General features: G+C 43.0%; 26 protein-coding genes. 11 read left to right on the top strand and 15 right to left on the bottom strand.

Annotated features, from left to right (window positions below; genetic code table 11):
• Window positions 1-45: 45 nt before the first annotated feature.
• Complete coding sequence (locus NPA43_RS01440) at window positions 46-531, bottom strand: hypothetical protein (protein ID WP_099726177.1); 486 nt, start codon at window positions 529-531, stop codon at window positions 46-48.
• 107 nt (window positions 532-638) lie between these two features.
• Window positions 639-3,305 carry a S8 family peptidase gene (locus NPA43_RS01435; RefSeq protein ID WP_256499249.1) on the bottom strand — a complete coding sequence of 889 codons (2,667 nt, stop codon included), beginning with the start codon at window positions 3,303-3,305 and terminating at the stop codon, window positions 639-641.
• Between the two features lie 242 nt (window positions 3,306-3,547).
• On the opposite strand from NPA43_RS01435, the gene NPA43_RS01430 reads away from it, so the two are divergent.
• Genes NPA43_RS01430 through NPA43_RS01405 form a run of 6 tightly spaced genes read left to right on the top strand, consistent with a single transcriptional unit; the run spans window position 3,548 to window position 11,034 of the window.
• Entirely contained in the window at window positions 3,548-4,006 is a 459-nt protein-coding gene (locus NPA43_RS01430; protein ID WP_099726179.1) for a PTS sugar transporter subunit IIA, read from the top strand.
• Window positions 4,003-4,332, top strand: coding sequence for a PTS fructose transporter subunit IIB (locus NPA43_RS01425; protein WP_099726180.1), 330 nt, complete (start codon window positions 4,003-4,005; stop codon window positions 4,330-4,332). Before NPA43_RS01430 ends, NPA43_RS01425 begins: the two co-directional genes overlap by 4 nt.
• Window positions 4,333-4,368: 36 nt before the next feature.
• The gene (locus NPA43_RS01420) at window positions 4,369-5,487 is read left to right on the top strand and encodes a PTS fructose transporter subunit IIC (protein WP_256499248.1); all 1,119 of its coding nucleotides are present in this window, start codon (window positions 4,369-4,371) and stop codon (window positions 5,485-5,487) included.
• A 28-nt stretch (window positions 5,488-5,515) separates the two neighbouring features.
• Entirely contained in the window at window positions 5,516-8,176 is a 2,661-nt protein-coding gene (gene mngB / locus NPA43_RS01415; RefSeq protein ID WP_256499247.1) for a mannosylglycerate hydrolase, read from the top strand.
• A 57-nt stretch (window positions 8,177-8,233) separates the two neighbouring features.
• Window positions 8,234-9,118, top strand: coding sequence for an ROK family protein (locus NPA43_RS01410; protein ID WP_256499246.1), 885 nt, complete (start codon window positions 8,234-8,236; stop codon window positions 9,116-9,118).
• On the top strand, window positions 9,115-11,034 hold the full coding sequence (locus NPA43_RS01405) for a BglG family transcription antiterminator (RefSeq protein WP_256499245.1): 1,920 nt from the start codon (window positions 9,115-9,117) through the stop codon (window positions 11,032-11,034). Before NPA43_RS01410 ends, NPA43_RS01405 begins: the two co-directional genes overlap by 4 nt.
• 62 nt (window positions 11,035-11,096) lie before the next feature.
• On the opposite strand, the gene arr is transcribed toward NPA43_RS01405, so the two are convergent.
• Window positions 11,097-11,498: an NAD(+)--rifampin ADP-ribosyltransferase gene (arr, locus tag NPA43_RS01400; protein ID WP_256499643.1), complete on the bottom strand. Its 402-nt coding sequence runs from the start codon at window positions 11,496-11,498 to the stop codon at window positions 11,097-11,099.
• Here arr and NPA43_RS01395 point away from each other — a divergent pair.
• On the top strand, window positions 11,492-11,689 hold the full coding sequence (locus NPA43_RS01395) for a DUF3967 domain-containing protein (protein ID WP_230031218.1): 198 nt from the start codon (window positions 11,492-11,494) through the stop codon (window positions 11,687-11,689). The genes arr and NPA43_RS01395 overlap by 7 nt on opposite strands.
• Window positions 11,690-11,827: 138 nt before the next feature.
• On the top strand, window positions 11,828-12,163 hold the full coding sequence (locus NPA43_RS01390) for a hypothetical protein (protein ID WP_230031217.1): 336 nt from the start codon (window positions 11,828-11,830) through the stop codon (window positions 12,161-12,163).
• A 60-nt stretch (window positions 12,164-12,223) separates the two neighbouring features.
• Here NPA43_RS01390 and NPA43_RS01385 read toward each other — a convergent pair whose 3' ends face one another.
• The 5 genes from NPA43_RS01385 to licT all read right to left on the bottom strand — a co-directional run bounded on the left by NPA43_RS01385 (window position 12,224) and on the right by licT (window position 17,046).
• Window positions 12,224-12,385 carry a hypothetical protein gene (locus NPA43_RS01385; protein WP_230031271.1) on the bottom strand — a complete coding sequence of 54 codons (162 nt, stop codon included), beginning with the start codon at window positions 12,383-12,385 and terminating at the stop codon, window positions 12,224-12,226.
• Window positions 12,339-12,494, bottom strand: a complete 156-nt coding sequence (locus NPA43_RS01380) for a transposase (protein ID WP_256499642.1) — start codon at window positions 12,492-12,494, stop codon at window positions 12,339-12,341. The genes NPA43_RS01385 and NPA43_RS01380 overlap by 47 nt, the downstream gene beginning before the upstream one ends.
• Window positions 12,495-12,672: 178 nt before the next feature.
• Window positions 12,673-14,094 (bottom strand): glycoside hydrolase family 1 protein, encoded by a 1,422-nt coding sequence (locus NPA43_RS01375; RefSeq protein ID WP_256499641.1) that lies wholly within the window; start codon window positions 14,092-14,094, stop codon window positions 12,673-12,675.
• A 19-nt stretch (window positions 14,095-14,113) separates the two neighbouring features.
• Window positions 14,114-15,973 carry a beta-glucoside-specific PTS transporter subunit IIABC gene (locus NPA43_RS01370; protein ID WP_249704782.1) on the bottom strand — a complete coding sequence of 620 codons (1,860 nt, stop codon included), beginning with the start codon at window positions 15,971-15,973 and terminating at the stop codon, window positions 14,114-14,116.
• 236 nt (window positions 15,974-16,209) lie between these two features.
• Complete coding sequence (gene licT, locus NPA43_RS01365) at window positions 16,210-17,046, bottom strand: BglG family transcription antiterminator LicT (RefSeq protein ID WP_256499640.1); 837 nt, start codon at window positions 17,044-17,046, stop codon at window positions 16,210-16,212.
• Window positions 17,047-17,231: 185 nt separating this feature from the next.
• Here licT and NPA43_RS01360 point away from each other — a divergent pair, with 185 nt between their 5' ends.
• Window positions 17,232-17,432, top strand: coding sequence for a hypothetical protein (locus NPA43_RS01360; RefSeq protein WP_099726188.1), 201 nt, complete (start codon window positions 17,232-17,234; stop codon window positions 17,430-17,432).
• Window positions 17,433-17,467: 35 nt separating this feature from the next.
• On the opposite strand, the gene NPA43_RS01355 is transcribed toward NPA43_RS01360, so the two are convergent.
• Both NPA43_RS01355 and trhO read right to left on the bottom strand, forming a co-directional pair.
• Entirely contained in the window at window positions 17,468-19,087 is a 1,620-nt protein-coding gene (locus tag NPA43_RS01355; protein ID WP_256499244.1) for a glutamate/serine transporter AimA, read from the bottom strand.
• Between the two features lie 340 nt (window positions 19,088-19,427).
• Window positions 19,428-20,396: an oxygen-dependent tRNA uridine(34) hydroxylase TrhO gene (trhO, locus tag NPA43_RS01350; protein WP_099726191.1), complete on the bottom strand. Its 969-nt coding sequence runs from the start codon at window positions 20,394-20,396 to the stop codon at window positions 19,428-19,430.
• Between the two features lie 199 nt (window positions 20,397-20,595).
• On the opposite strand from trhO, the gene NPA43_RS01345 reads away from it, so the two are divergent.
• The gene (locus NPA43_RS01345; protein WP_256499243.1) at window positions 20,596-21,678 is read left to right on the top strand and encodes an iron-containing alcohol dehydrogenase family protein; all 1,083 of its coding nucleotides are present in this window, start codon (window positions 20,596-20,598) and stop codon (window positions 21,676-21,678) included.
• 53 nt (window positions 21,679-21,731) lie between these two features.
• On the opposite strand, the gene NPA43_RS01340 is transcribed toward NPA43_RS01345, so the two are convergent.
• From NPA43_RS01340 to NPA43_RS01320, 5 genes are all read right to left on the bottom strand, one after another.
• Window positions 21,732-22,559, bottom strand: coding sequence for an aldo/keto reductase (locus tag NPA43_RS01340; RefSeq protein ID WP_256499242.1), 828 nt, complete (start codon window positions 22,557-22,559; stop codon window positions 21,732-21,734).
• Between the two features lie 81 nt (window positions 22,560-22,640).
• Window positions 22,641-23,057 carry a DUF5301 domain-containing protein gene (locus tag NPA43_RS01335; RefSeq protein WP_099726194.1) on the bottom strand — a complete coding sequence of 139 codons (417 nt, stop codon included), beginning with the start codon at window positions 23,055-23,057 and terminating at the stop codon, window positions 22,641-22,643.
• A 28-nt stretch (window positions 23,058-23,085) separates the two neighbouring features.
• The gene (locus NPA43_RS01330) at window positions 23,086-23,547 is read right to left on the bottom strand and encodes a 2-thiouracil desulfurase family protein (RefSeq protein ID WP_256499241.1); all 462 of its coding nucleotides are present in this window, start codon (window positions 23,545-23,547) and stop codon (window positions 23,086-23,088) included.
• A complete protein-coding gene (locus tag NPA43_RS01325) occupies window positions 23,544-23,789 on the bottom strand; it encodes a hypothetical protein (RefSeq protein WP_256499240.1) in 246 nt (81 codons plus the stop codon). Before NPA43_RS01325 ends, NPA43_RS01330 begins: the two co-directional genes overlap by 4 nt.
• Window positions 23,790-23,899: 110 nt before the next feature.
• Window positions 23,900-24,358, bottom strand: coding sequence for a MarR family transcriptional regulator (locus tag NPA43_RS01320; RefSeq protein ID WP_249704787.1), 459 nt, complete (start codon window positions 24,356-24,358; stop codon window positions 23,900-23,902).
• 284 nt (window positions 24,359-24,642) lie between these two features.
• Between NPA43_RS01320 and NPA43_RS01315 the strand changes: the two genes are divergently transcribed.
• Window positions 24,643-25,017, top strand: coding sequence for a MaoC/PaaZ C-terminal domain-containing protein (locus NPA43_RS01315; protein ID WP_256499239.1), 375 nt, complete (start codon window positions 24,643-24,645; stop codon window positions 25,015-25,017).
• Window positions 25,018-25,216: the final 199 nt, after the last annotated feature.

Raw genomic sequence — 25,216 nt, 5'->3', positions numbered from 1 at the left:
GAAAAAAACGACAAGGCTGCAGCCAAGTCGTCTTTTTTTACCGTATTAACGATTGCGTAATGTATATGCCAAATGATACACACTTGTGACATTTGAAGAAAGCTTGATGTCGTTTGAAGTGAACGTCACTGGAACGATATCGTAATAATGTGTAGACCAGCCTGCATTGTTGTACGTACGGTAGCCTGCACCTGAAGGAACTTGGATCGTCAGTGAAAATTGTCCATTCTCATCCGTTGTGCCTGTCGCTGTTTGGGCCAATGATTTGATGGCTGCTTCAAAATAAAGCTGGATTGGCTGATTAGCCATGAGGTTTCCGTTCGTATCTTTTAATGTTCCTTTAAAAACAGCTGGATGATAGGAACCCACTCGATACTTGCTGCCAGATCCGTAATTCACCTTTCCACCATCTGCTGCTGTGACACTTGTTACTTGTACAGATGCTGGTACTGCTCCTGTTTCCTCTGCATGTGCAAAGCTTGGGAATACGAGAAGCAATGATAGAAAGAATGCAAACATGATTTTTTTCATCTATAAATCCTCCTTTTTTTTCCTACTTTATTACTATCGACAGTAATTGGTATTTTTCCAGTAACAAACCAAAAAAACTTCCCTTTTTAGAAAGGGAAGCACTTAAGCTATTTTTTCACGACAACTTTCACCGCTTTACTTTCTCTTTTTCTCACATCGGAAGCTGTCACGTATAAGACGGTTTTTGCTTTTTGCGGCTTGATTTGGGCAGTAAATGCACCCTTACTATTGGTTTTCACCGTTTTGATGACTTTCTTTGATTTGTTTTTCACTTTAATGGTCAAGCCTGCACCCGCAGTCCCTTTGACCGTTTTACTTTTGACCGTTACTTTACCTACCTTCGGCTTAGCAGGTGCTTTGCCCTTTTTCACGACTGTTTTGAGAGAAGTCGCGGCCTTTCCTTTAGAAATCTTGATGTGCAGCACTTTGTTTTTGTTCTGATGCTTGATCTTCACACTAAAGGTTCCCTTTTTGCTTGCCGTGCCTTTTCCGAGTAATGTCTTGCCTCTATACACAGAAATAGCAGCACCTGCTTTCGCTTTTCCTGTCACCTTTTGATGCTGATCCTCTACTTTGTTGACAGATGCATTCAGTTCAACAGCACTTAATGCGGCAAATGCATTCAGTCTGCCATGTCCTGTCATCCAATCGATACCCGGAATTTTCGGATCGACAATTGGCTCCTCGTTTTCGTCATAGAAAACGTCATCTTTTCCATCAACAGATGTAAAGGAAATATCATCGGCTGTACTTTGCAAAATATTCCTCACTTGATTTGGTTTTAAGGATGGATTTTTAGAAAGCAGTAATCCTGCTGCTGCTGCAACATATGGTGTAGCCATTGATGTCCCGCTAAGGTAGGAGACATTCCCATCCGGCATTAAGCTTGGAATATCAGAACCCGGTGCAGACATGCTCAGTCCTTTGCCATAGCTTGAGAACTCAGCGGCAATATCCATGCGGTTGCTTGCGCCAACCGCCATTGCGTATTTTGAAGTCGCAGGATAGCCCATTTCTGGAATGCCATCATTTCCGCTCGCCACGACCACTAGTACATTCTTTTGTGCAGCATAGTTCATGGCATATTCAATGACCCTGCTGTAGTAGCCGCCAAGACTCATGTTGATGACCTTTGCGCCTTTGTCCACCGCATGCTTGATCCCAAGAGCAATATGCTCTGTATCTCCAAATCCATAGGCATCCAGCACCTTGACCGGAATAATGCCCGTATGTTGGTTCAGCCCTGCCATCGAGTAATGATTATCGGCTTTTGCAGCAATGATGCCTGCTACATGAGTACCGTGTCCATTGTCATCAATCGCATCTTTATTTCGTCCAATGAGATTCGCACCTAAATCCGTACGAACGGTTCCGCTTAAATCTGTCAAACGGCTGTCGACACCTGTATCCACAACAGCAATTAACGTTTGCTTCATTTTGCTTGTGCCAATTAGTGTATTCATTTGTTCAAACTTCACATCGGCGCCTTTTTTCCCGCTGTTTTGTGCACTGTTTTTCAGCGGCCACTGGTAACTATACTGCACATCATTGCTAAACGCACGATAGGTTTGCACAGGCTCTGCAAATTCAACATTCGGCATGCTGGACAGCTTTCTTGCAGTGCTTTTGATGACGGCTTTGCCTGCTTTTAGTGTCTTTCCAGCTGATCCTTGCCCTGCTGGCACATCATAGACATACATTCCTTTAAATAAAGGACTCACTGACTGCGATGTCACACGATTTTCTTGGATTCCATAGCTTTTCATCTTCTTTTTCGCTGATTGAAGCGTTTGGCCATCCTTTAATTTAAAAATGATTTTGTTCGTTTTGACCTTTTCTTCTTTTACAAGCTTTTGCTTCTCTAGTACATAACCGACCGATTTTCCTTCAAGCTGATCGATTCCAATTTTTTGACTCACTGCTTCTAATTCCTTCTTTAAATATGCCGGACTTGCCTCTTTGAGCATATTAAAAAGGGAGCGGATCGCCTGTTGTTCTTTCTCTGTGACGATATGACCGCTGAATGCACCATTTTTCTCTATGTCACTTAGCAGTGATTTTAATGTAAGCAGATGATTGTATACCTTTTGCTGCTCTTTTTGATGTTTGATCAGCTTCGATTTGAGAAACGGCTTTGTTTTTTGAAGCAAACGAGCGAGCTTCTGACCATCTGCTGTTTCATTGAAACGTTTATCTTCGATCGTACGAATGGATTGAAGGATTTCACGCCCATACTTTTTCTCAATAATAATGATTCCAGGCTCTTCTTCTTCAGGAAAAATCGGTTCAGATGGCGGAAGATTGGCTCCTTTATACCCGATTGTATATGCCGCATCCTCTTCCACATCACGGCTGTCTTCCTCCGAACCTAAATAGAGCACTTTGACAAAGTAAGGACCTGACCATGCATGCGGGAAGTCGATCTCTGTCTCTCCGCTTGCTGTGTCCACACGATATCTGGAATAAGTGTCATCCTTCATCGCTCTGTCCTTACTTGGATAGACCGATATGGACAACATTTGTTTGCTTTTTACAGAAATTTTCATATGCGTATGTTTTGCCACCTCTTGTGCAGGTGGCGTAATTTGATACCATGACTCTTCCTTTTCATTCTGTAATGCACCTGAGATGACTTCACCATTTTTCAATCCAATGGCTTCATTGACATTTGTTCCTTTACTGGCAGCTGCTGCCTCGTATCCAGGTAATGCTGCCATACATAAAATGATGGCCATGAGTACCATCACACAGGATTTGACCTGCTTTTTGAACATGAAAAGACCCCCTTATCTTTTACGATACCTTGGAAGAATATCACAGAAAGACATTTAGTAGAATCTGTTTTTCACATAATTAAACTCGTTTTAAGCTAGGATTTGAGATAATCAGACAGCAAGACTTATTGCCTCATAAACTTTTTGCCATTTCAAACGGAAAATGATGCTATTTAACCATGTCGAAAAGTACATTACAATCAACTTGTAAGCGCTTAACAAACAAGAGAGAAGGGATCAGCTTGTTCCAAAAAGATCATGTTTTCACACAAGTAAACGGTCAATCAAAGAATGAGATTTTACAATACATTTCCGAGAAAGCTGAAGACCTTCATATTACAAACGATCAGTCGAGGTTATTAGCAGATTTGTTGAAACGCGAAGACGAAGTCTCAACAGGACTTCAGCAAGGCTTTGCCATTCCTCATACAAAAAGCTCCACTGTACAAACGGCTTCACTTCTCTTTTTAGAACTTGAACAGCCCGTTGAATGGGGAAGCTTCGACGATTTACCGACGAGCTATTTATTTACACTGCTGGTTCCACTAGAAGAGGCAAATGTCACGCATCTGAAACTACTGTCAGGCATTGCCACTAGCTTAATGGAGCCTGCTTTCATCGAAAAGATTCAACCTGGTCAAACAGCTGACTATTATTACGAAGTCATTGAACAACAATTGAAAGAGGGGATTACACAATGAAAATTGTCGGTGTCACTTCATGTCCAGCAGGGTTAGCTCATACACCAATGGCAGCAAAAGCATTAGAGAATGCAGGTAAACAGCTCGGACACGAGATCAAAATCGAGCAGCAAGGAATTATGGGACAGGTGAATGGCATTACAGCAGAGGAAGCAAGACAGGCAGACCTTTGTATCATTGCCTCCAATCAGCATATCAACGATGCAGAACGCTTCTCAGGCATTCCCACAGTACGTGTCGAGATCGGACGCGCCTTAAAAAATGCCGAGCAAATCATCACAAAAGCCGTAGCACTTGTTGAAAAGAAAAAATCTGAATCTCAATAAACGTGAGCAATGCCATATAGAAAGGAGCAAAGCAAAATGAAAGCAAAATTAAAAGTCATTGAAGGCCATCTCATGACCGGTATTTCTTATATTCTTCCTGTGATCATCGGTGCCTCACTTATCGTTGGTTTAGCAAAACTAGTCGGGTTAGGGTTTGGTGTTTCAGATTTAAACACCTATAAGGATGCTGGCGGCATTTTACACGGCGCCTATTTAATGGAGCAGGTTGGCTGGACAGGTATTGGCTTAATGAACGTCCTGCTCGCTGGATTTATCGCCTATTCGATTGCGGATAAATCAGGTCTTGCGGCCGGTTTTATCGGCGGTGCCCTCGCCAGCTCAACAAATGCTGGATTTATTGGTGCCGTCATTGCAGGATTCTTCGCAGGATATGTTGCTCTTTTTGTGAAAAGAAAAATTCAAATACAAGGCTCTGCAGCAGGGCTCGTCCCTCTGCTCATCCTGCCGCTCATTACCGTTGGCTTAACCGGACTTCTCATGTCCGTTCTGCTGGGCGGGCCATTAGGCGCTTTGAACACGGCATTAATTGAATGGATCAAAGGCATGGTCGCTGACGGAACAAGCACACTCGCGCTCGCTTTGATTTTAGGCGCGATGATTGGATTCGATCTTGGCGGACCGGTAAATAAATCCGCTTGGATGGCTGGTAACGCCCTTTTCCTGTCAGGTGTTTACCTCCCTGCTATTCTCGTCAATATTGCGATTGTCATTCCGCCGCTTGGGTACGGACTTGCGACATTGATTCGAAAACGCAACTTCTCCCCAACCTTTAGAGAAGCCGGACGAGGCGGCTTGGTCATGGGCATTATCGGCATTACAGAAGGAGCGATTCCTTTTACCCTCGTCAATCCTTTGAAATTGATTCCGCTGAATGTCGTCGCTTGTGCTGCTGGAAGCGGGGTAGCTGCATTATTAGGTGTCCATGACATCATGCCGCCAATTGGTGGACTATATGGGTTCTTCTCAGTTGGAAACTGGTGGGCTTATTTAATCGGTGCTCTTACTGGCGCACTCGTTATCGGTATTGGCGCCAACCTGCTTGTAAATTTCTCTGAGAAAAAAGAGCCTCAAAAGCCCGAACATGATCAGAAGCAGAAAGAAGAAGACGATTTTGACCTTGTGCTAGAAGGATAATTTGAACAAAGAAAGGTGTCGTTGATCAATGACTGTCAATGTACATGTGATTCCACATACACACTGGGACCGGGAATGGTATTTCACCACCTCCCGCTCCCGTATCTACTTAATGAAAAGCGTAATGGACATTTTAGACACCCTTGAAACAGATGAAAGGTTCCATTACTTCATGCTCGATGCCCAGGCATCCTTATTGGACGATTACCTCAAATGGCGTCCAGAGGATGAAAATCGAATCAAAAAGCTCGTCACGGCTAAACGCCTCATCATCGGCCCATGGTATACACAAACCGATCAGCTCGTCATTTCAGGTGAATCGATTGTACGTAACCTGCAATATGGAATTGAGCGCTGTCAGCAGTTTGGCCATGTCATGAAAGTCGGTTATGTCCCTGACTCCTTCGGTCAATCCGCACAAATGCCTCAAATTTATCAAGGCTTTGGCATTGTAGATACAGCATTTTGGCGTGGCGTTTCTGACCATATGACGAATCATACAGAATTCAATTGGCGAGGCGCTGATGGCAGTGAAGTCTTTGCAGTGAACCTGCCATTTGGCTACTACTACGGTGGAAATATTCCTGAGAAGGATGAGGAATTACAAGCTTTTCTGTCTGAAAAAATCGGTGCGCTGCAAGCAAAGGCGACCACAAAGAATGTCTATTTTCCAAATGGCTTTGACCAGGCACCTATCCGCAAAAACCTGCCTGACTTATTAGAAAAAGCCAATCTTGACGAGCATCACTATCAAATCAGCAGTCTAGAAGATTACATTGCAGCGGTGAAAAAAGAGCGGACGTCTTTTGACACATTACAAGGAGAGCTCATTCATGCGAAGCATATGCGGATTCATAAATCTATTTTTTCAACAAGAGCAGATTTAAAAATCTTAAACAATCAAATTGAAAACTATCTCGTTAATGTGATGGAACCCATCTTAACGATCAGCTATTCACTCGGGCACGATTATCCGCATGACACCGTTCGTGATATTTGGTACCTCATGTTTGAGAATGCAGCGCACGACAGCATTGGCGGCTGTAATAGTGACACGACGAATCAAGACGTCTTCTTCCGCTACAAGCAGGCAAAAGAAATCGCCGAGAACCTTGTCGATTTACACATGCGTCTCATCGCCATTCGACTGCAAACAGAGCAAGAAATCACGTTCACTTTATTTAATACATTGCCTTCAAAGCGTTCTGAAGTCATTGAAGTCGAAACCTTTATCACGGAACGTCCTTTTACGCTAAAAGACGCAAACGGAAGAACTCTTCACTACACGGTGAAAAGCAAAAGCGATGTCACTGATTATGTCTTGGCACAGCAAATTTCTCTTAATCCAAGCAAAGAGGTGTACATGCCAAAACAAGTATGGAAAGCCGTTCTGCTCATTGAAGCAATCGATTTACCATCAGTTGGTTATACACAAGTCAGCATGGTCTTCGATGAATCAAGCGAATCCGTATGGGAACAAACAGAGGGCCGTGTCATTGAAAATACGTATTACCGCATTGCGGCAAATGACAATGGGTCACTCGAGATCACTGATAAACAAACAGGACGAACATTCTCTGAGCAAATGATCTTTGAAGACAATGGAGACGATGGGGATTCCTACAACTATTCACCACCGCGTGAGGATCTTTATGTATCGTCTAAAGATATCTCATCAGCAGGCATCACAGTGTCTAAAAGCGGGTTACAGGAGGAGCTTACCATCCAGCTTCATCTCACTGTCCCGTATGACTTAAAGGAACGATCGGAGCAAAAGGTCACGACTTCCCTCCCAATCACAGCGAAGGTGGCGTTAAATAAAGATGAGGCTGTCATCCGTTTTCATGTGGATGTCGACAACCATGCGTTAGACCATCGTCTGCGTGTACTCTTTGATACAGCCATTGCATCAAAAGTATCACTGAGCGATCAGCAGTTTGGCACAATCGAACGTCCAACAGAGCTGACGCAAGAGCTTGAATGGTGGAGCAATGAGCATTGGGAAGAAAAGCCGATCACCATTGAACCGATGCAATCATTTGTTGCACTTCGTGATGAAGCCTACGGCGTCACTCTTTTGACCGACTGTGTGAGAGAATACCAAATCACAGGCGAAGACTACACAACGATTGCTTACACCCTCTTCCGATGTTTCGGAAAGATGGGGAAAGAAAATCTTCTTTACCGTCCTGGCCGGGCATCTGGGGAAAAAATCGTTGAGACACCTGACGCTCAGCTTCAAGGCGCGCTATCGTTCTCATTTGGCATGCACTATAGCCAAGAAGCAGTAAGCGAAGGACACTTAGCGCTGCTTGCCAAGCGGTATACCACCCCAGTTCAATGCTACGGGCGGGCAGACTTTTTAAACGGTCGTTTAATTTTTTCTTTCCGAGATGAAGAAGAAGACTTACAATCTACTTATAGCCTGCTTGACATTGAAACAGACGGAGCCGTTCTAAGCGCCTTGAAAAAGGAAGAGCATGGAACAGGCATTGTCATCCGTCTCTTCAATCCATATTTAACGCGTCAAACAGCCGCTTCAATCAATAGTTCATCTCTACAACACGGAGAAACAGCGAATTTAGGCGAAACACCTGAAGGACATATACTCAAAGCACAACATGGATCATTACAGATTGAACCGCTCACACCTTGTCAGGTACAAACCTACATTGTAAAGAAAAAATGAACATGTAGGGGCGGGATCCATTTGGATTCCGTCCCTCTTTAATGGAGGGCATTGATCATGAGAATTGGAGGCATTGAAGCAGGCGGTACGAAATTTGTCTGCGGCTACGGAAAAACAGACGGAACGATTGAACACATGACTTCCTTTGCAACAGGGAATCCAGATGAAACATGCCAAAAAGTGATCGATTATTATACAGAGCATCCAGTCGATGCACTTGGAATTGGGGCGTTTGGGCCGGTCGATGTGAAGGAACACAGCCCAAGCTATGGGACGATTTTAGACACACCGAAAACAGCGTGGCGCCAATTTCCATTACTCTCTACCTTAAAACAAGCGCTCGGGCTCCCTATGAAGCTTGATACTGATGTGAACTGTGCAGCGCTCGGGGAAGCCCGTTTTTCGACTGAAGCAGAAAATCCTGCTTCTTTGGTTTACATCACCGTTGGAACTGGAATAGGCGGCGGTGCATATATTGAAAATCGCCTCATTCATGGATTGCTGCATCCAGAAATGGGCCATGTCACAGTCCAGCGCCATCCTCACGATACCTATGGCGGCTGCTGCCCTATTCACCATGATTGTTTAGAGGGACTGGCATCTGGACCCGCCATAGAAGAACGCTATCATACATTGGCACAAATGCTGCCAGAAGATCATCCTGCCTGGTCACTTCATGCCTACTACCTCGGGCAAATGGCCGCCAATTTATTACTCACTCTTTCACCAGAGCGTATCATTCTTGGCGGAGGTGTGATGAAACAGCCAGCTATGCTGCCGCTCATTCTTAATGAAACAGAGAAGCGGCTTCATGGGTATTTGCAACTGCCAAAGCCTTTAATTGAAATTATCACAAAGCCATCCTTTGACGGATTATCTGGTTTAATGGGCGCAATCGCTCTTGGTACTGATGCCTTACAGGCACAAGGAGCGGCGCAATGATGATGACGGCAGATACTCGAACCTATCAGCTCATTCAGCGGCTATTTGAAACGAAAGGGTTCGTGAAGCTGGAGGAGCTAACTGCCTCTTTTCGCTTATCTGACCGCTCCATCCGCAATTTAATTAAAGAAGCAAATGAGCTATTAAAGGAAGCCGGGGCCATCATTAAGACCATCCGCGGGAGAGGATACACTCTCTTAACGAGTGACCAAGACGCTTTCCTGCTTTGGCTTCATCAACAGAAGCTTCCTGCCCGCTCTCTCGTACCCGTCATGCCAGAAGAGCGTGTACGATTTATGATGAGAAAACTATTGCTTCAATCTAATTACTTAAAAATTGATCAATTGGCTGAAGAGCTGTTTATCAGCCGCATGACGGTCAGCAGTGATTTAAAAAAAGGACGAGAACTATTAACCCGTTATGGCATGACCCTTGTTTCAAAGCCTGGCTTTGGCTTAAAGGTTGAGGGAGACGAATTGCAAAAAAGAACGTGCTATGCAGACTTGCTGCTTGAGGAAGAGCCTGCGCTATCAAATATCACCGAGCGGGAGCAGCTTCATTTTCCTGATATTTCTCTTGAAACCATTCGGTCCATTGTGCTGACGAATCTGTATCAGGAATCATTACTCATTAAAGACATTGCCCTAAAAAATTTAGTTATTCATTTAGCCATTGCGATTCAGCAAACACGAAAAGAACAGAGAATATCCGCCAGCACCGAACGCACACAAAGGTCGCCAGTGTTCACTAAAATTGCCGAAAAAATCACTCAGCAAGTAAGCGACACTTTTCATGTTACCTTGTCAGAGGATGAAACAGATTACTTAGTGATGCATCTCTTGGCGAATCAAACGTGGAAAGAAGCTGACCAGCATCAAACGACAGAGGAAGTACGGCAGGCGGTTACGGTATTTCTCCAGTACATTGAAAGAACAAGCGGACATCGCTTTGCTGATGATGACATCCTGCGGCAAGACTTGATGCTTCATATGAAGCCATTATTAAATCGAATCCAATACGGCGTGTCCTTACAAAACCCGCTTTTGCATGAGATCAAAGCGTCTTATCCTTACCCGTTTGACTTGGCTGTCAGCGGACTGAATGCTTTACAGCTGGTGCGTACACCAAATGAAGACGAGGCCGCATATGTTGCCTTGCATATCGCTGCTTCATTTGAAAGAAGTCAGCTCGGCACCTCGCAAAAAAAGAAAGCCATTATCGTGTGCGGATCTGGACTAGGGACGGCAAGACTGCTTGAAATTAAATTGAAGGCCGCCTTTCAGCATGAACTTGAGATTGTCGAGCTCTATTCTTATCAAGATTATGCATTTAGCACCTCTTTGCCCTGTGATGTCATCATCACAACCGTCCCGCTAGCATCAAAGGGAAAACCGATGATTCAGGTCAACGCCTTTTTTGAACATCATGATGTACAGCGCGTGAGTGAGGTCATTCATTTATTAAACGGACACGGTTCACCCTCCAAAGAGCTGATGGGCTTCTTCCAAGAACGATTGACTTTATTGGATGCTCATTTATCAAGCAAAGATGAGGTATTAGACACGCTATGCAGCCGTTTAGAGGCGTATCAGCTTGTATCACCTTCTTTTCGATCCTCGGTGCTTGAGCGGGAGCAAATGTCATCTACCTATCTTGGCAAAGGGATTGCGATGCCGCACCCGCTCATCACAAATGAAGGCATCTCCTGCGTAGCCATCGCACGCCTGAAACAGCCGATTAACTGGCAGGGGGATCAAGTATCACTTATTTTCTTATTAGCCATTCATAAAGATGACGCTGCCTGCATGAACCAATTTTTTGAGCAAGCCGTCGATTTACTGGACAGTCCAGACCGCATTCACTCACTCAAGAAAGCAAAAACATTCGATGAACTGATGCATGCGCTGTTTCAATAAGAAAGAACAAAAGGCCGCCCTGTTGATCAGGCGGCCTTCATGTTATTTAGATGTATGGTTCATCAATCGTATATGACATTTTTTCCTTCTTCACTTAACTTTTTTAAAGATGACAGCATATGATTGATTTCTTCATCAGAATGTCTTTCCCATGAACCTAATTCTGCGACTATTTTCAAAGGAGATTTTGATCGATAAGAACGTGTTGGATTGCCAGGAAATTTTTTATCAGTCAAATTTGGATCATTTCCAAACTCGCCTAACGGTTCTACAATGTAAATTCTCTCTTTCGAATCAGACCTTGCTAATTCAGCACCCCATTTAGCAGCGTTTAATGTTCCGGTGAAATAGATATGGTTTGATTTTTGATCCTGATAATTCGATAAGTGCTGCGGTTCAAGCAGGTCTCCAATCTTCAACTCTGCTTTCGTCCCATGAAAAAACGGACCAGGATAAGATGGAATTTGTAACTTCTAGCAAGTTGAAAAAACAGCAAGAATACATACAAAGCAGTCTTATTGAAAGAGATAAAAAGCTGTTAGAGGCCATAAGAGAAACTCAAGAAACTAAAAAATTAATTGCGGCAACGGAGCAGAGCAGGAGGAAAAAGAAGGACAAAAAAATGTTGGTGGCAGTTTTGGAAATAGCGTATTGATGCTAGGAAGGAGATCTAATCAGGATTGAAGAAAATGAGGATAAAGCAGCCAATGAGACGTTTGAGGTCTTGGCATTTTGGCATCAAGAATTATATATTATATAATTAACTAAATTTTACTCTGGAGGTGCCTTTTGTATGTCTATTCAAGTGGATGATGATGATATTTTAGAGATGTGTAATATATATGCTCAAGAAACTCATCATAGAGAAGCATTGATTTTAGGAAACAGGAAGGGTCTATTGGAATTAAAAAATGCGATAGATCAGGCTTTAAAAACTGGTAGTGCTGTTGCAAATTTATACCCATCTGATTTTGAAGGATATGAAACTTGTATTGCTTTAGTAGATGATGAAAATCAGTTTGAGAAATTGATGACTCCTTATGTAGAGCAATATGTACAAGATGATGATGCAATTGATCCAATTGAAATTATTAAAGATTACGATGCTAAAAAAGAAAAGCCCTTATAAATGGGGACTGACCCCCGTTTTTGAGACAGGGATCATGAACAGCTTCAAACCGTGCAGTCTTCAGAATCCGTCCTCCCCGTGAAGATTTGGATAACGCTTTTTTAAGTATTCTACCTGTGCCTTTAAATAATCTCTTTCTTCTTCCACACTTTTAAACGTTAATTTAGGACGTCCACTAAAAGGATTTTCTGACTTTGTATGTTTTTCCTCTTTGGTCTTCAAAAGATTGTCCTTCACGATATTTTCTGACCCAACTTTTTAGCTGAGTGGAACTTCGGAGACCTAATTCTTCAGATAATGAGCGATAGTTTCTATTTCCTTCTTCGTACATTTTGACAGCTTTCATCTTAAATTCTTTCGTATAGTGTTGAAAGTGTTGTCCTTTTCTCGCCATAAAAAATCCCCTCCAAGTATAGTGTAACAGCCAAGATATGTTCTTCGGGCTTTTTACACTGTCTACTTAGAGGGGATAATATCAACCCGCATAAGGTGATTGGCTTTTTTATTTGTTACTCCCCGATGTTCTCTCCATTTTGCTGAATCAGGGTTTCATACCAGTAAGAGCTCTTTTTACGAATTCTCTTCAGGTCTTTTAGGTCAAATTCGTCACGGTTGACGTAGATGAAACCGTAGCGCTTGGAGCATCCTTGGTGTGTGCTGATTAAGTCGATGGCTGACCACGGGCAGTATCCGAACACCTCGACACCGTCAGTGATCGCCCACCTGATTTGTTCGATATGCTTTTCTAAATAATCAATTCGATAATCGTCTTGAATCGATCCATCTTCTTCTAACTGATCAAAAGCACCCAGCCCGTTTTCAGTGATAATGAGCGGCAGCTGATAGCGGTCGTAAATCTCGCGCATCGTTGAACGGAAGCCGACAGGATCAATCTCCCAGCCAAACGCATTTTTACTTAAGTACGGGTTATTGCCGCCTTTGTATACGCCATCTTCACCGGATTTCAAATGCTGATCTCCGCCGCGTGCAAACTCGTCATTGCCATCTCCTTTACTTGCTTCAACCGTTTGAGATGTGTAGTAATTAAACGCAATGAAGTCTGGCTTCGCGCTTTTCAAAATATCCATATCCCCCTCTTCAATCACAGGAAGAATGTCTTTTTCTTTCATGTACGCCCATGCTAGGTTGTTATAACGGCCGAAGACCGCCATATCAAGATAAAGCCAGTTGCGGATCGCATTGTAATTTGCCGCAGCAAGTACATTCTCAGGCTTTGGAGATGCCGGGTAAATGAGGGCGATGTTTGGTGCTGGTCCAATTTTCGCTTCAGGCAGCAAACGATGACATAACGTCATTGCCTTCGCCTGTGCCACAAGCATATGGTGGTTCTGCTGATACAGCTCTTTTTTCGGATTTTCTAAATTTGGATCTAGTGTACCTAGAGCCGATCCATGTAAGATCATCATATTTTGTTCATTAATGGTCAGCCAATATTTTACCTTCTGACCATACTCCTGAAACAGAACCTCTGCATAGCGTTCAAAGGCATCTACTGTCGCACGATTCGACCATCCACCCTTCACTTGAAGCGCATGAGGCAGGTCAAAGTGATACATCGTCACGATTGGTTCAATGCCATAACGGCGCAATTCGTCAATGAGAGAATGATAGAAATCAATCCCCTTTTGATTGATCTCCCCATCTCCATCTGGCATGATGCGTGTCCACGCAATGGAAAAGCGGTAAGCCTTCAAGCCCATGTCTGCAAACAGCTTCACATCCTCTTTATAGCGGTGATAGTGATCGCTGGCTACCTTAAAATCAGTTGTTCCTTCAGGGTAACTTGCTCTCATGTCAATGACAGAAGGCCCCTTTCCATCCTCGTTCCATGCACCTTCTACTTGATAGGCGGAAGTAGATCCGCCCCAGAAAAAGTCTTTTGGAAATGGTGCTAGTGTTGAATATCTCATCATTTCTTCCTCCCTTTTATTAAACTAAGTGTAAAAATGATTGTCCTGGTGTGACTTGTTTTTCTTCTGTTTCAATCATATCGCTAAACTCACCGGAATTGGTAATAATCACTGGTGTTGTGACTGACAGACCGGCTGCTTGAATCGCCTCAATATCAAACTCAGCAAGCAGTTCACCTTCCGTGATCGTTTGTCCCTGCACAACCTTCGGGGTAAAATGCTGACCGCCTAATTGTACGGTATCAAGTCCAATGTGAATGAGTACTTCTGCTCCGCTTTCAGAGGTGAGACCGTACGCATGCCCTGTTGGGAACACCGTTGTCACGACTCCTGATACCGGTGCAAACAGCTTGCCTTCTGCTGGAATGATGGCTGCGCCCTTTCCGAGTGCACCAGATGAGAATGCCTTATCTTGCACTTCCTCCAGCTTGATGACCTCGCCCTTTAAAGGACTTTTCACATGAGCTGCTTTGACACCATGTTCATGTTCAGCCCTTGGTGCGGCACTCGATACAGACGTCTCATCTTCATCAACAGGATCTTTAAATCCAATTAAATATGTTAAGACGATGGATAGGACGAACGAGACCGAGATTCCGATTAAGAAACCTGTAAATCCTTGGCCGTAGAAGATCGGAAGTGTCAGTAAACTTGGAAGCCCTGACGCAATGGCAATACTTTGTGAATAACCGATAATCGCACCGCCGACCCCGGCAGAGATTACAGCTGCAATAAATGGTTTTTTCAAACGAAGCGTAACCCCGTATACAGCAGGCTCTGTAATCCCAAACACAGCAGAAACCGCTGTCGATCCAGCCAATGATTTCAGTTTTTTATTCTTTGTTTTCAGCATAACACCGATTGAGGCACCGGCTTGAGAGAACACAGCTGGCGCAGTGGCCGGCTTGATATGATCCTTACCATGGACCGCAATATTATTTAAAATGACTGGCACAAGCCCCCAATGGATGCCGAAGATCACAAGAACCTGCCATGCCATCGCAATTAAAGCACCGGCAAGTGTAGGACTAAAGGAGAATACTTTTAGCAATACGGCTGCAATGCCGTTTCCTGCATACACACCAAATGGTCCAAACACAATGAGTGTCAGCGGAACAACCGTGACGAGTAAAATCAGTGGTGTGATAAAGTTTTTGACGCTCTCATGAATCACTTTGTTAAAGAAACGTTCGATATATCCCATGACAAACACTGCCAAAATAATCGGGATGACCGTTGATGTATATGACATTAAGACAACTGGAATACCGAAGAAGGTAACATCTCCGCCGCCTTTTGTCAGCTCTTGAATGGTTGGGTAGATCAGTGCACCTGCAATCGTCACAGCGACAAACGGATTCGCCTTAAACTTCCTAGCAGAAGTGAATGCGAGCAGTAATGGCAGGAAGTAGAACAAACTGTCTGACGCAGCAAATAAAATTTGATACGACGTATCTTCAGGAGATAACCATTTCGCATTGATACAAATGCCCAACAGACCTTTTAAAATACCGGCACCCGCCATCACGCCGAGAAGTGGTGTGAAAATGCCTGAAACAATGTCGACGAATTTTCCAAAAAGACTTGTACTCTCTTCACTTGATCTAGCAGATGAAGAGGCTGAATCCTCTAATAGATTCGTAAACTCCCCAATCTCTCGATAGACCTCTGGTACGGTATTGCCAATGACCACTTGGAATTGGCCGCCGCTTTCCATGACCGTCACGACACCATTTAATTTTTCAATGGCTGCTTTATCTGCTTTTGACCTGTCATTTAATGTAAAACGAAGTCTTGTGGCGCAATGGACCAATGAATGAACGTTTTTCTCTGTGCCGATGTGTTTGATAATGTCTTCTGCTAATTGACGATGACTCATACAAAAACCCCCTTTTTTTCAAAAAAATACGTTTTTAGGCAAAATAAAAACCTAAACGGGCACCAAAAATAGTCGCAACTTGCCATTGCGCTTTTTCAGTGAACGTTTAGGTTTTGCCTGCCGAACAGTCACAATCCTCTAAGACGATCATTGTGAAACCGTATTCTTTTATGTTTATGAGCAAATAGTACCACTCACCTTTTCTCATGTCAACGCTTTCTTTGAAAATCTATTCTTTATTCCTCTCGTTTGATGAGCCGATTCAAATGAATTGCCAGGTACAGCATTTCCTCTGATGTAAGATCTCGATGATACGTTTGATAGACATATTCTGCGATTTTCTTTGCACATTCGTATGCCTTTGGATATTTCACTTTGATCAGCTGGTATAAATCCTGATCTTCGCTGGCAAGTAATGTTTCGTTGATCAGACGCTGAACGAAAAAGCGCAAATGCGTGAGAAAACGGTAAAAGTTGAGTGAGTCCTCATCAAACTCCATGTTGAGATGATATTTCACAATGGTGAGAATAGCATTGACTTCTTTTGTGATATTGACCGTCGTATTCATATCCTCATTCAGCTCTGCATTAATGATATGCATGGCAATAAAGCCCGCTTCATCATCAGGCAGTTCAATATGAAGACGCTCTTCAATCATCTCAAGACAATCTTTCGCCACGAGAAATTCATCTTTGTATAAGCGTTTAATCTCCCAAATGAGCGAATTCTCAATCAGGTGATTTTTCTTTAATCGTTCGATGGCGTAATGAATATGGTCTGCGAGCGATACATGCAGACTTTCGTTTAATCTTCGGTTCAGCTTTGTATGTGCATATTGAATCATTTCCTCGGTCACCTTGACCACATCATACGGGACCTCTTGCAGCAGCATTTTCATCCGCTCGTGAACGGAATGATCTTCTAGGCGGAAGACTTTATCGATTAACGCTTCGTCCACCGGGTCCCCGGGACGTCTTTGAAAAGCAATGCCTCTGCCCATGACGACAATTTCTTTTCCGTGTTCATCTATCACACTAATGACATTATTGTTTAGAACCTTTTGAATCTGTATCTCCAAACACCTCCGTCTATGACCCACAATCTTCACTCAAAATATCTCTCATCTTAACACAACTGTCAAATCACTTGGTGTTTTTATCTGACTTTTGAAATAGATTTCATCAATATTTCTACTTTTTCATTACTGGTCTGATCCTCCATCAGCCTGCATACAATACCCCGAGGAGGTGTCCATCTATGAAGAATTTTTTCTGGTCAGCATCTTTTTTATTCATGCTCATCTTCACCCTCGTTTTTCTAGGAATAGTGTTTTGGCTTAGTGGACAAGGCTTGAATCAGCTATGGAGATATGTGCTCATCTCACTGGTCACAGCAGCTGTTTTGCGCGGCGTCACCACTTGGCTGAAGCGGCATGTGATGCATAGCTCATCAAAATAAAAAAGGCTGCCCGCAATGTTCAGGCAGCCTTTCCTTTATTCTTTTGATGATGCAGCTTCTTTCTGAGAAGTACGCAGTTCATCATTGATTTTCTTCGCATCTTCTAAAAACTCAGTCTCAAATCCGCTTTTGAGTGCCCACATATAAAATAGCAAGGCAACGACCGCTATGAGTGCCATATCCCAGCCATAATGGATCACATTGTAGCCGCCAAATTTGTCACTGCCGAGACAGGAAATGGTCATCATCACAAGTAAATACACAACCATCCAAGCACCTGCTTTAAAGTTCCGCCCAAATCCCTTCCACTTCGCTTTTGCTTGATAGTAAAAATAGATGGGAAGACCGATGAGAATAATGAACAGCACTTGACCTGTTAACGGCCATCTCGCCCAATACAGCGTCAATGATGCAAAGACAAAGCCTAGAGGAGCAATGATGCTGAGCCCTTTAATTCGCAATGGACGATATAAATCCGCCCCTGTCTTTCTCAGCGTCATGACAGTAACTGGTCCTGTCAGATAAGAAATAAGTGTCGCGACAGAAATGATTTCAGCAAGTACACCCCAGCCTCTAAATAAAAACAGAAAGATAAACGATACAGCTAAGTTAAAAAACATCGCTTGGCGAGGCACGCCGTAAATAGGGTGCAGACGGCCAAGCACACTTGGCATGTATTTGTTTTTTTCCATTCCATAAATCATACGAGACGTCGTCGCGGTATACGTAATGCCTGTTCCAGAAGGTGACACAAACGCATCCGCATATAAAATCAGGACAAGCCAGTTAATCCCAAGCGCAATGGCAAGATCAGCAAATGGCGAGTTGAAATTTAAATGCCCCCACCCATTCACAATCATGGATGGATCGACCGCTCCAATAAAGGCGATTTGCAAAAGCACATAGATGACAGTTGCAATCAAAATCGATCCTACAATCGCAATTGGAATCGAGCGGCCTGGATTTTTTGCCTCACCGGCCATATTAATCGGGCTTTGGAAGCCATTGAAGGCAAACACAATCCCTGATGTCGCAACAGCTGTCAGCACACTAGCCCAGCCGTTTGGGGCAATACTTGTTCCAGAAGTAAAATTCTCACTATGAAAACCTACGAATAAGAGCGCACCAATTGTTAATCCTGGAATGATAATTTTAAACACTGTAATAAAGGTATTGGCTTTTGAAAATAACCCAACTGTCCAATAATTGAGCAGAAAGTAAATCACAAGAAGTACACTAGCGACCATGAGCCCTTCTGTTGTCAAAACTCCTTTTGTGACCAAGTGGCTTGTCCACTTTGCCCACTCCCAAGGCCATGAGCTCATGTACTGGACGGAAGCAACCGCCTCAACAGGAATAACAGAAACAATGGCGATCCAGTTCGCCCATGCTGCGATAAACCCGATAAAAGAGCCGTGCGAATATTGCGTATATTTAACCATCCCGCCTGCCTCGGGAAACATCGATCCGAGTTCACTATAAGACAAAGCGATAAATAAAATCACAATCATCCCAATCAACCAGGACAAAACAGCAGCAGGGCCGGCGATTTGAGCGGCACGCCAAGCACCAAAGAGCCATCCTGAACCAATGATTGAGCCAAGACCTACCATCATTAAAGCGAAAGTTCCCATCCTACGATGCAAATGATTCATGTTCATAACACCTTTCGATTAAAATAAAGAGCATGTGTCGAGCAAGCGTCTTTCTTCATAGCAGCTCACTTTTCATTCAACTTGTAAATATTTTCTAAATGGAACCTTTACCCTTGTTCATTTTTTCGCCTGCTACATTATCTCTCAATTCTTCATTTTCTGAAATAGGAGAACATGCTTATTTCAAAAGAGAACGCTTTTTCAACTGTCAATCTATTAGACTGATTAACTACTTTTACCCTTATTTTGAAAAAAGCAAAACAAAAAAGAAAGAAGAAATGACTTCTTCTTTCTTATGAACACGATGATGCAAAGAAAAAAGGATAAAAGGGAAACCCTCCTATCCTTGTGAAATCGTTTGTTCTTTTTCAATCACAGCTAGTCTTTCTTGAACTTCTTCTTCAGACAGATTGTGCTGTTTGACATAAAGGTTGCGTTCGCTTGTACGACATTCATGACTGCAGCTGCGCATATATTTGTGCTCATTTTCTTCTGTCGCAATGATTTTGCGATTGCATGCAGGGTTCGCACAGTTCACATAACGTTCGCAAGGCTCACCAGAGAAGAAATCTTTTCCGACAACCACGTGCTCTGTTTGATTGACTGGCACTGTTAAACGGTTATCGAACACATAACATTGACCGTCCCATAGCTTCCCTTGGACTTCCGGGTCTTTTCCGTAAGTGACAATCCCGCCGTCAAGCTGAGATACATCTTCAAAGCCTTCACGCTTTAACCAGCCTGAGAATTTCTCACAGCGGACGCCGCCTGTGCAATAAGTCAGGATTTTTTTCCCTTCAAGAATCTCTTTGTTGTCACGAATCCACTCAGGTAATTCACGGAATGTTTCAATGTCAGGACGCACCGCACCTCTGAAGTGACCAACATCAAATTCATAATCATTACGCGCATCAATGACCACTGTATCAGGTGATTTCATTTGCTCGTAAAATTCGACCGGGCTGAGATGTTTACCCGTTAGTTCTAACGGATTCACGTCATCTTCAAGGCTTAGATTCACCAATTCATTACGATGGCGGACGTGCATTTTCTTAAATGCATGACCTTCTGCTTCGTCAATTTTAATCGGCATAGACGCAAAGCGTGGATCTTCTTTTAACGCTTGCATGTACTTCTCCGTTTGCTCAATGGTTCCTGAAACCGTTCCGTTTAAGCCTTCTGATGAAACAAGGATACGGCCTAACAAACCAAGCTCCTTACAGAAAGCTAAATGCTCTGCTGTAAACGTCTCTGGGTCCTCAATGGGGACATATTGATAGTAAAGTAATACACGATATTGTTTTTCCATATATATAAACACCTCTTAAATTTAATGAAAATATACCATTGTTTATCATACAGGAAATACATACCTAAAGGCAATGTCAGTGGCTTAATTCCATAAAACGGAAGGGCTTATTCCCTCATATTGTCGGATAATTTGACAGAACTTTCTGTATAATGAGATGATTTATGGACTATATGATTTTGAAAAGGAGCAGAGATCAATGATCCATCCAGAAGATATCGTCAGAAGCGGTCCCAACCAATTTATTTCTCAAAAGGGGATTTATCATCAACTAGAGACACTTGTTTCTTCCTTTCAATCACCCGCTGTAGTGACTGGATATCAGTCATATCATGCTTTTTCACAGTACTCAAAGCTCCCGTCCCATTGGCCGGTTGTCCAGCACAAAGGATACAGTTCACCGAATGCGATTACACGAATTGCAGAAGAACTCAAAGGAGCAGATGTGGTCATCGGGATCGGGGGCGGCACTATTTTAGACACCGCCAAATCGGTTGCAGATGCTCTTCAAATTGAAGTCATCATGGTTCCAACGATTCCAGGTACATGTGCTGCGTCTACACCGCTCAGCGTCATTTATGATGACAAAGGGAATTTCGTGAGAGTCGATTATCATAAGCGGTCCAGCTATCTTACCTTAATTGATCATACCTTTTTGCTTTCATCTCCACTTTCCTATCTCCAAAGCGGAATTGGTGATACGCTCGCGAAATGGTATGAAGCGGAAGCCATTATTCGTAATGCAAAAGATTCCTTGCCGCTCATGGTACATGCTGCATTAAAACAAGCTGTATACGTTCGAGATATTCTTCTTAGTCATAGTGAAGAAGCCGTCAACAGCTTAAAAACAGGTCAGCTTTCGCAAGCATTTGCGGATGTCACGGATACGATTATTACATTAGCCGGTACGGTCGGCGGGTATGGGGGACGCTATGGAAGAATGGCAGGAGCCCATGCCATCCATAATGGATTGACATTTATTGAAGAAACGCATCATGTGTTACATGGACAAAAAGTAGCCTATGGCATTCTCGTTCAGCTTGCCGCAGAAAACCGAATGTCCGAAGTAGATGAATTACTAGAGCTCTATCAAACACTTGGATTACCTAGAAATATGCATGAGCTTGGCATCAGGACTGATCTGAACGAAGCTGCTATTACGGTGGCGAGCCATGCTGCACGCCCAGATGAAACCTTTTGTTTGATTGGTGACTATTCGAAAGAGCAAATTGTCGACGCCATTCATATCATTGAGACATATCAGTCCAAAAAAACCGTCTGAACATGCTGGCAAACAATAAAGCACAGGCGTCGCAGCCTGTGCTTTTCTCCATGTTAAAAATCAAAGTTATCTGGGTCTGGACCCGTCCGCTCGTCTTCATTTAGCTGATCGATGACACCCATCTCATGTGCGGACAGCTCAAAATCAAATACTTGTGTGTTTTCAATAATTCGACTCTTCGTCACAGACTTCGGAATGGTCACAATGCCATGCTGCAAGTCCCAGCGAAGAATCACTTGGGCCACTGATTTGTCATGTTTTTTCGCGATATCCTGAAGAACGGGATGGTTAAGAAGCTTCCCGCTGCCTAATGGCGACCACGCTTCTACGTGAATGCCTTTCTCCTTGCAGTAGTCTCGTAAAGGCTCCTGTGTCAGCTTTGGATGCAGCTCAATTTGATTGACCATTGGCACGACTTCTGCCTCTTCTAATAAATCCTCTAGATGGTGCTGATGGAAATTACACACCCCGATTGCTCGAACGCGTCCATCCCTATACAGCTTCTCTAGCGCTTTCCATGTCTCTTTATATTTGCCTTCAACCGGCCAATGAATTAAATAAAGGTCTAATACATCCAGACCCAGCTTGTTCATACTCGTTTCAAAGGCTTCGAGTGTTGACTCATAGCCTTGATCACGATTCCAGACTTTTGTCGTAATGAACAGATCATCGAGAGAGATGCCTGATTGCTGAATGGCTTTGCCTACCCCTTCTTCATTTTGATAGGCCGCTGCTGTATCAATGCTTCGGTAGCCCGCTTCAAGAGCGTCTGTGACTGCATTGACAGCCTCATCCCCATCTTTTACTTGCCATACACCAAAGCCCAGCTTTGGCATGTTTACTCCGTTTGCTAATGTGACTGTATCTATTAATCCACTCATCAAACAACCTCCGCTTCATTTTTACTTACCAAGCACTATACCCGAATTTTTTATTTATCATGCATGAAATGCTGATTGATGTTATTTCATATATTGCCCCATATCGGCTTGATTGGCATCAACGATTCGATATTCGCTCGTTTGATCTTTCGTTTTAGAAAAATCATATATCTCTAAAAATGATTGGTCGTAAAAAGTCAGACCATATGTTTCCTTCTCATTCTCATACACTCTGATCCAATAGGGCTCTTTTGAGGTTTTTTTAGCTTCATTCGTTTTCTTTAATTTGATACCTGAAAATTCCTTCAGCAGCTTTTGAATATCCTCTTTCTTTTCCACCACAACACGTTCTTTATCATGCTCAATTTGAATCGAAGTCACCTTGTTTTTATCAATTGAGACCACATCATCAAAAGAGTATGTTTTCGCATTGATCATAAAATAAATGCCAATGCCAATTAAAATAACGACTACTAAACCAATGATCCACTTTTTCAACCTGACTCCCCCTTCTATCCCGTCACACCTATAAAAACAACGAGGTCCAATCATCCTCCTCAGAGAACACCTGAATCCCATGCTGTTTCAGCAAGGCGGACGTCACACCATCTCCAGCCTTCGTCTTACCGTTAAAATCACCCCGATAAATCATCCGGCTGCCGCAAGAAGGGCTGTACTCTTTTAACACAACCGCTGTCGCTTCAAGAGACTGAACCTGTTCAAGCGTGGCTTTTGCACCTTTTACATACATCTCTGTCACATCAGTTCCATGCACATCGACAACAGAGGCAATGCCCTGTAATACATCATATCCATCGCCGCCAATGATTTCTGCTGGAGGCCTTGGCGTGGAGAAGCCGCCTAGCAGCTCGGGGCAAACCGTGACTGCCTTTCCCTCCTGAACAAGCTCCTTGATTCGCTGATCTAATCGATGGCTGCTATTATAACGGACCTTCAATCCAGCAAGACAAGCGCTGACGACAATCACGTATGTTCCTCATTTCTATAGATTGAGCGTTTTTTACTGACCGAAAAATAGATACTTAACGGCAAACAGAATATCGTGTACACTAAAAAGGGCAGAGCACAATATAAAGCAGCAGCCCAAATCGACCCTTCCACTCCTGTAATGCCAAAAAAATAAACAAATAATAGCAAGCTGACAAACAATCCAACGAACGGCATGATGAACACGTACTTTTTAAAATTTTCTATCATTTCTTTCTCCAAAAAGGCTCCCTCCTTTTGATCATGATTACGAATAACGTCAATATATGTTAATTTTACCATAAAAAAACCGAAATCATCTAGTTTGTAGGATGGTTTCGGTCTTTTTTTATCTATATCTTTTCCTTCCAAGCCTTTAAGAAGCGTTCGATCACTTGTAATTCGTCTTCATTAAACTGATGGAGGAATTCTAAATAGGATGTGACTGCTTTTTCATGGAGTTCATCATGCAGCGCCGCCAATTGCGTCCCTTCCTCTGTCAGTGAATAATAGACAGATTTCTTATCACCTTGCCGGTGGCAATAGTCCACCATGCCTTTTTCAATTAGTTTTTTCACCGCCTTTGTAATGGCTGGCTTTGATAGTTTCAGTTGTTGAGATAGAAATGTATTATTTGATTCATTTGGATTGGCTTGAATCATCGATAAAATGTGAAGCTGTGTGAGTGTCCAATCTTGCTTGAGTGTATCAGTCGTGGTAATCAGTGGATCTGTTGGATCATTCCGTCTCTTTTCCCTATGCATAATCAGATCTTGAATCGCTTTTAATACAATCTGCTCTTTTGTTTCCATCTGAACCTCCACTCTTAACTGGTTAATAAAATGGTACTAATAATCAAGAGAGGAGTCAAAAGAAATGTGTATGTCAGAAAAAGAACAGGCCATCGGACCTGATAAATGTATGAACTTTTCTACTAGATTACACGATATGAAACTGCATGTTTTCCTTTTAGCAAAGGAGTTGAAGAGATACCTTCTCTTTTGCTCGCAAATTAATGATGCAGACCTATCGTTTAAAAATGAATGTACATTCATTTATTCCTTTGATACATTTAAAAAAAGGAGTTGAAGGAAAGATGATTCAACCGGGCGATCAATTTCAAACAAGCAGAACCTATACACACGAAGACGTGATTCAATTCGGCGAAATGACAGGCGATCTCGGCAAACACCATACCGAGCTGGATGACCGGGGGAGGCGAGTGGTTCACGGCTTTCTCACAGCAAGTCTGGCTACTAAGCTTGGCGGTCAGTTTCATTTTATTGGTCAAGACATGACATGTACCTTCATCCGCCCCGTTTATACAGGTGATACCATTACCTGTCAGATGACCGTCACAAAGGTGGAACCCCTTGAACAATATGACCGTGTCCACCTTTTTTCTCGCTATATCAACCAGCATGGAGAAGAAGTGATTACTGGTAAAAGTGAAGGTGTGATTTTGAAATAGAATAAACATCAAAAAGCTGCCTAATCATAGACAGCTACAGCGTGTAGACAAACCCTCGCATTCTTTGTCAGGTCTGCGCGCCGGTGCTCGTCCTTCCTAGACTTCAAAGGTTTTCAATCACGCTGAAAAGAAGACAAAGGGCTAAAATAAAGATCATTTTAGCCCTTTGTCAACAATCTGAAGCTGCCTAATCATAGGC

The sequence above is a fragment of the Bacillus pumilus genome, assembly GCF_024498355.1.
GTDB classification, from domain to species: Bacteria; Bacillota; Bacilli; order Bacillales; family Bacillaceae; genus Bacillus; species Bacillus pumilus_P.
Note: the sequence above shows the minus strand (reverse complement) of the source record. Positions and strands in the feature narration are given on the sequence as shown.